Annotated in this window: 7 protein-coding genes; 4 read left to right on the top strand and 3 right to left on the bottom strand. The window is 66.8% G+C overall.

Annotated features, from left to right (window positions below; all coding sequences use genetic code 11):
- Positions 1–212 precede the first annotated feature (212 nt).
- A complete protein-coding gene (locus ACFVVK_RS09590) occupies positions 213–1,187 on the top strand; it encodes an acyl-CoA thioesterase (protein WP_390266184.1) in 975 nt (324 codons plus the stop codon).
- 57 nt (positions 1,188–1,244) lie between these two features.
- On the opposite strand, the gene dnaB is transcribed toward ACFVVK_RS09590, so the two are convergent.
- On the bottom strand, positions 1,245–2,627 hold the full coding sequence (gene dnaB, locus ACFVVK_RS09585; protein ID WP_390266183.1) for a replicative DNA helicase: 1,383 nt from the start codon (positions 2,625–2,627) through the stop codon (positions 1,245–1,247).
- 688 nt (positions 2,628–3,315) lie between these two features.
- Here dnaB and ACFVVK_RS09580 point away from each other — a divergent pair.
- The gene (locus ACFVVK_RS09580; RefSeq protein ID WP_390266182.1) at positions 3,316–3,780 is read left to right on the top strand and encodes a hypothetical protein; all 465 of its coding nucleotides are present in this window, start codon (positions 3,316–3,318) and stop codon (positions 3,778–3,780) included.
- A gap of 3 nt (positions 3,781–3,783) precedes the next feature.
- Positions 3,784–4,356 (top strand): hypothetical protein, encoded by a 573-nt coding sequence (locus tag ACFVVK_RS09575; protein ID WP_390266181.1) that lies wholly within the window; start codon positions 3,784–3,786, stop codon positions 4,354–4,356.
- Between the two features lie 13 nt (positions 4,357–4,369).
- On the opposite strand, the gene ACFVVK_RS09570 is transcribed toward ACFVVK_RS09575, so the two are convergent.
- Both ACFVVK_RS09570 and ACFVVK_RS09565 read right to left on the bottom strand, forming a co-directional pair.
- Positions 4,370–4,732: a zf-TFIIB domain-containing protein gene (locus ACFVVK_RS09570; protein ID WP_390266180.1), complete on the bottom strand. Its 363-nt coding sequence runs from the start codon at positions 4,730–4,732 to the stop codon at positions 4,370–4,372.
- Between the two features lie 55 nt (positions 4,733–4,787).
- Positions 4,788–5,414, bottom strand: coding sequence for an FMN reductase (locus tag ACFVVK_RS09565; RefSeq protein WP_390266179.1), 627 nt, complete (start codon positions 5,412–5,414; stop codon positions 4,788–4,790).
- Between the two features lie 128 nt (positions 5,415–5,542).
- On the opposite strand from ACFVVK_RS09565, the gene ACFVVK_RS09560 reads away from it, so the two are divergent.
- The gene (locus ACFVVK_RS09560; RefSeq protein ID WP_390266178.1) at positions 5,543–5,965 is read left to right on the top strand and encodes a DUF1801 domain-containing protein; all 423 of its coding nucleotides are present in this window, start codon (positions 5,543–5,545) and stop codon (positions 5,963–5,965) included.
- The last annotated feature ends 35 nt before the right edge of the window (positions 5,966–6,000 follow it).

Raw genomic sequence — 6,000 nt, 5'->3', positions numbered from 1 at the left:
CGGGGGCGCTCCGGGGGGGCCCCCCCCCGGGCCCACCCACCCCCCCCCCCGGGTTGGGGGGGGGGGGGGGGGGGGGGGGCCCCCCCCCGCGGGGGCCCCCCCCGCCGTCGTGCGTCCGGGCAACGGCGCAGTGGCGCGGGGTTATGGCGTCCCGGACAGCGATTGTGTCGCCCGACCCCGGCCCCTGCCTGGCCGTTCAGTAAACTTCCAGCATGAGCGAGACTGCGCCCAATGCCGTGACCCTGCGCTTCCTGGCCGCGCCCACCGACGTCGGCCACAGCGGCTCCGTCGACGCCGGCACCGTGCTGGAGTGGGTGGACAAGGCGGCCTATGCCGCCGCCGTCGGCTGGGCGAAGTCCTACTGCGTGACGGCGTATGTGGGGAACATCCACTTCGCTGACCCGGTCAACAGCGGGGACATGGTGGAGGTCGAAGCAACGATCGTCTATACCGGGCGGTCCTCAATGCATATCCGCACCGTGGTGTCCTCGTCCGATCCGAAGGGCGGACCGGCCACCATGCGCAGCCAGTGCATCGTGATCTTCGTGGCCGTGGGCGCGGACGGCAAGCCCATTCCCGTGCCGGAATTTGAACCGGCGACGCCGGCAGAAATCGAGCAGCGGGACGACGCGCTGGCCCGGATCAAGGTCCGCGAAGAAATCGTCCAAGCCATGGGCGGACAGGAATATACCGAGGCCGGAACGGCCGAACAGGTGGTGCTGCGGTTCATGGCGGCGCCCACCGACGTGAACTGGGGCGGGAAGGTCCACGGCGGCATCGTCATGAAGTGGATCGACGAGGCCGCCTACGTGTGCGCCTCCCGCTACTGCGGCAAGGACACCGTGGCCGTATTCTCCGGCGGCGTGCGGTTCTACCGGCCGCTGCTGATCGGCGACGTGGTGGAGGTGGAGGCACGGCTGGTATACACCGGCACAAAGGGCATGCACATTGCCGTCCACGTCCGTTCGGGCGATCCCAAGGGACGCGAGATGCACCTCACGACCTACTGCCTCACGGTTATGGTGGCCCGCGACGAGACCGGCGCCTCGGTCCCGATCCCGCAGTGGGTACCGGTGTCCGAGGAGGACAAGAGGCTGCACGGCCACGCCCGCGATCTGCTCGAGATCCGCGGCCGGGCCCCCGGGAACCGGCTGCCGAACCACCTGCTCGCGACAGGCAAGGACTAGGCGGTACCGGGCTGGGCCGGCTCCGGCCAGCCCGGTACCGGACTGGCCGGAGCCGGTCTAGAAGCCGCCGCCGCCGGCGTCGGCCGCCATGTTGGCAAACCGCGAATAGTGGCCCTGGAAGGCGACAACAATGTCCTTCGTGGGGCCGTTACGGTGCTTGGCGATGAGGATGTCCGCCTCACCGGCGCGCGGGGACTCCTTGTCGTAGACGTCCTCACGGTGGAGCAGGATCACCATGTCGGCATCCTGCTCGATGGAACCGGATTCGCGCAGGTCCGAGACCATGGGCCGCTTGTCCTGGCGTTGCTCCGAGCCGCGGTTCAGCTGCGACAGTGCGATTACGGGCACCTGCAGCTCCTTCGCCAGCAGCTTCAGCGCACGGGAGAACTCGGAGACTTCCTGCTGGCGGGACTCCACCTTCTTGCCCGAGCTCATCAGCTGCAGGTAGTCAAGGATCACGAGCTTGAGGTCATGCTGCTGCTTAAGGCGGCGGCACTTGGCGCGGATTTCCATGAGCGACATGTTGGGGCTGTCGTCAATGAACAGCGGGGCATCGTTCATGCGGCCCATGGTGGTGGCGATCTTGGACCACTGCTCGTCCTTGATGGTGCCCTTGCGCAGGTCCTGCAGGCCGATCGTCGCCTCGGCGGACAGCAGGCGCATGGCGATCTCGTTGCGGCCCATTTCGAGGGAAAACATGACCGTGGCGAGGTTGTTCTTGATGGCGGCCGAGCGGGCGAAGTCCAGCGCGAACGTGGACTTACCGACGGCGGGGCGCGCGGCGATGACGATCATTTGGCCGGGGTGCAGGCCGTGGGTCAGCTCGTCGAGCTCATAGAAGCCCGTGGGGACGCCCACCATGCCCTCGCCGCGGTGTCCGGAGGCCTCGATCTCGTCCACCGTGGATTCCATGACGTCCTTGAGGACCACATAGTCCTCGGCGGTGCGTCGTTCGGCCACGGCGTAGACCTCGGCCTGCGCCTGGTTGACGAGGTCCTCCACCTCGCCGTCCTGGCCGTAGCCGAGCTGGACAATCTTGGTGCCGGCGTTGACAAGGCGGCGCAGGACCGCGCGTTCGGCCACGATTTCGGCGTAGTATCCAGCGTTGGCTGCCGTAGGGACGGTCTGGATGAGTTCGTGCAGGTAGGCGGGTCCGCCGATCCTGTTGATTTCGCCGCGCTTGGTCAGCTCGTCCGAGACCGTCACGGCGTCCGCGGGCTCGCCCCGGCCGTAGAGGTCGATGATGGCCTCGTAGATGGTTTCATGCGCCGGACGGTAGAAGTCCTGGCCGCGCAGGATCTCGACGACGTCGGCGATGGCGTCCTTGGACAGCATCATGCCACCCAGCACGGACTGCTCCGCCGGGATGTCCTGCGGGGGCTTGCGGCTGCCCTCGGCTCCCCGCGTACCCTCGACCGAGTCCAGATGCGTAACTGACAAAACTGCCGTCCTCCATTGTGTGCCGGGGTGAACGGTCCATTCACCCCGGCGCGTAAGCCCTGCGCCTTCAGACCCAGTGGCATGAGCCGGCCCAGCCGGCCGTTCCATTCGTATCAGTCAGCTCCGACAGTTCATGCCGGCGCCGCCTGTCGCAGTGATCAACACCGCCAGTACCCAGCGCTGCTATCGGTAGCGCGGGCATCAACTGCGGAGCACCGCCGCATCCCACCCAAATTTGGGACCGGGATGCCTGGCGGGGACCACCCTGCGGCGCCCGTTCTGGCTTCCTGGCCCGGATCTCCTGCCACGTTATCTGCCGTTCGAACAGGCACCAACCCGGCCAGCCGGCCGGCCTGTGGATAAGCTGTGCACTAGTGCCCGCTGCTTGTGCACAGTCTGTGGGTAGGGCTGTGGATAGAAAGAAATTTCGGTCCGTAACTCGCCTTTGACCTGCGGAAACATTGGATTCATGTTGTGGACACAAAACTATTTTTCGTGAAGCTTCATCCACAGCTTGCACCTCGGGTTGGGGATTTGGCGCCGCGCAGGAGGCCACATTCACCGCCGAATCCGCGACTTTCGTGACCGGACTCACGGTGGCGTGGCCGCTTTGACCCCGGTCCCGGCGTGCTGTACGCGGGGTGCAGAACATGCTGTGGACAACCGCAATCTGGCATAAGCTCTAATCATGGGCGATGTACTGCTAGTCATGTTGCCTGCCCTTATTCTGGCGGCGGTGCTGTGGGCGGCCACCACGGCCCTGAAGCCCCGGAATTTCGGCATCTCCGACGCCGAGCGCTACCAGCGGGAGCTCGCGGTGAAATCCCAGGCCCACTATGCGGCGCAGGTCCAGTCTGCTGTGGCCGCCCGAGCCCGCATCGAAGCGTCCGTTCGCCCCAGCCAGAACTCCCAGCAGCAGTCGCAGCAGGAGGACCATGCACGGACCGCCGCGATGCTGGTCCGAAACGCCTCAGCGCCCGCAGGGGACCGCCACGCGGATGACCTTCTTGCCACCGGACACTTGAGTCCGCAGCTCTTCCTGGAACTGCAGTCGCTGGCCCGTAGCGGCCACAAGACCAAGGCCACCCGGTTGCTGCGGCAGTCGACCCACTCAGACCACCAGACCGCCAAGAATTACGTAGAACGGCTCTAGCACATGGACTCCCTGCTCACTCCCGTACTGATCTTGGTGCTCGTGGCCGCCTGCGTGCTGCTGGTGGTCCGGGCTTGGAGCCGCCGCAGCCAGCGGGCCCGGCCGAAGGCGGCACCGCAGCCCGCCCCCGACCCCGTTGAGCTGGCGCGTGAGGCGGCCGGAAAGCTCAGCGAGGAGCAGCACCGGCGGCTGTACGCCCTGATCGCACAGGGACAGGCCATGGCGGCGATCAAGGTCTATCTCGAGGCCACAGGAGAGGGCCTACGGGCCTCCCGTGACGCCGTCACGGCACTCGCGGCCCATCCCCAGCCGTTCCGTCCCCCCGAGGCCGCTCCGGAAGCGGCGCCGGACGACGACGACGTGCCACAGCGTTTCTCGTACCGCTACCGCGCGATCGCCAGCAAGGGTGACGTCACGCGCGAGGTGAGCAGCAACATGCTCAACGATGAGATCTACGGAAGAATCCGCACCCTCGCCAAGAGCGGCGACACCGAAGCTGCAGCGACGGCCCTGACACGGCACTCGGATATCTCCATGAAGCAGGCCAGGGAGTTCATCGCGCTGCTGGACGACTGAGCGCCGCGGGGGGCTAGAAGTCGAACAGGTCCCCCAGCCAGCCCTCCTTTTTCTTCGGGCGGGGGCGGTCGTCATACCGCGGCTGGTCATACCGGGGCTGTTCATACCCCGCACGGTCGCGGCGGTCCGCATACCGGCCCTCCTCATACCGCCGATCGTCCCGGCGCGGGTCAGGGTTGTAGAGCGGCGGCGGAACCGGGACGGGCGACGGCAGCGGCGCCGCGGGCGCGGCCGCGGTGGACTCCGCCGCCCGGTCAATGATCTTGTCGAGCTCGCCGCGGTCCAGCCACACTCCGCGGCATTTGGGGCAGTAGTCGATCTCCACGCCGCTGCGTTCACTCATGATCAGGTCTATCGAATCCACGGGACATTTCATGTCCCGGACAACGAGCGGAGGCCCGAAAAGGTTCGACCCGTCCGGGTGGCGGACGCTACCGCGGGCCGGAGATACCGGCAAGCAACTGCTCAAACGGCAGGGACTCCAGCGCGGCCGGCTTCTGCCGGGTACCGGGTTCCTGAAGCAGGCGAGCAAACTCGCCGGCTGCCCGGTCCACGCGCACCGACAGCGGTGAACCGCCGTCGTCGTTGTTCCCCCAGTCCTGGGGTCCTGCGAAGACCGCGGTGGGAGTAATCCGGGCACGCAGGTAGGTGAAAAGCGGCCGCATCGCGAAGTCCAGCACCATCTGGTGCCGGTCCGTACCGGCCGTGGCTCCGACCAGAACAGCCTTGCCCTCCAGCGACTTGGGATCGAGCACGTCGATGAAGGACTTGAAGAGGCCGCTGTAGGACGCGCTGAACACGGGGCTCACAGCGATGATGCCGTCGGAAGCCTCCACTCCGGCGATCACCTCGGCCAGCCGCGGCGCCGCGTAGCCCGTCACGAAGTTGTTGGCGATGTCCACGGCGATGTCCCGCAGTTCCACGACCTCAATGTCCGCAGCATGGCCGGCCGCGGCCAGCTGCCGCTCGGTCGATGCCGCCAGCTGGTCCGCCAGCAGACGGCTCGACGACGGGACGCCGAGTCCGGCGGAGATTACGGTGATACGGCGGGTTTCCACAGGTGCTCCTCAATTGAATCCAGGTCAGCAACGGCATTACATGCATTTGCATCTACCTTGGTAAGGGCCGGGTGTGCGGATTTATTCCCGCGGATGACAGGCCGGCCAGTGTCTGCCAGACTGCCGCCATGGCTGAAAACAAGACCCAGGCAACGGGCGCGTCCGTGGAGGCTTTTCTGGCCGCCGTCGAGCATCCCGTGCGGCGCGGGGACGGGCGCCGCCTGGTGGAACTGATGTCCGCGCTCACGGGCCAGCCGGCCGAAATGTGGGGTCCGAGCATTGTGGGGTTTGGCCGCTACCACTACAAGTACGCCACGGGCAGGGAGGGCGACGCCCCGGCCGTCGGGTTCTCGCCCAGGAAGTCCAGCCTCTCGCTGTACGGTCTCACGTCCGGGTCCGAAACCGCCGGGCTGCTGGAACGCCTTGGAAAACACAAACTCGGCGCCGGGTGCCTGTACGTCAACAAGCTCGAGGACATCGACGAGACCGTGCTCACGGAGCTCATCCGGCGCGGCTACCGGCACGCCACCAGAGCGCTGCACCACGGCTAATCCCGCCACCCCCAGCCGCCAAGCCTCACCGCCAA

This window comes from Arthrobacter sp. NPDC058192 (genome assembly GCF_042883665.1).
Classification (GTDB): domain Bacteria; phylum Actinomycetota; class Actinomycetes; order Actinomycetales; family Micrococcaceae; genus Arthrobacter.
Note: the sequence above shows the minus strand (reverse complement) of the source record. Positions and strands in the feature narration are given on the sequence as shown.

Coding starts and splice junctions, on each gene's coding strand:
- ACFVVK_RS09560 (WP_390266178.1), top strand. CDS start 5,543: ATGGCTGAAAACAAGACCCAGGCAACGGGCGCGTCCGTGGAGGCTTTT.
- ACFVVK_RS09580 (WP_390266182.1), top strand. CDS start 3,316: ATGGGCGATGTACTGCTAGTCATGTTGCCTGCCCTTATTCTGGCGGCG.
- ACFVVK_RS09590 (WP_390266184.1), top strand. CDS start 213: ATGAGCGAGACTGCGCCCAATGCCGTGACCCTGCGCTTCCTGGCCGCG.
- ACFVVK_RS09570 (WP_390266180.1), bottom strand. CDS start 4,732: ATGAAATGTCCCGTGGATTCGATAGACCTGATCATGAGTGAACGCAGC.
- ACFVVK_RS09575 (WP_390266181.1), top strand. CDS start 3,784: ATGGACTCCCTGCTCACTCCCGTACTGATCTTGGTGCTCGTGGCCGCC.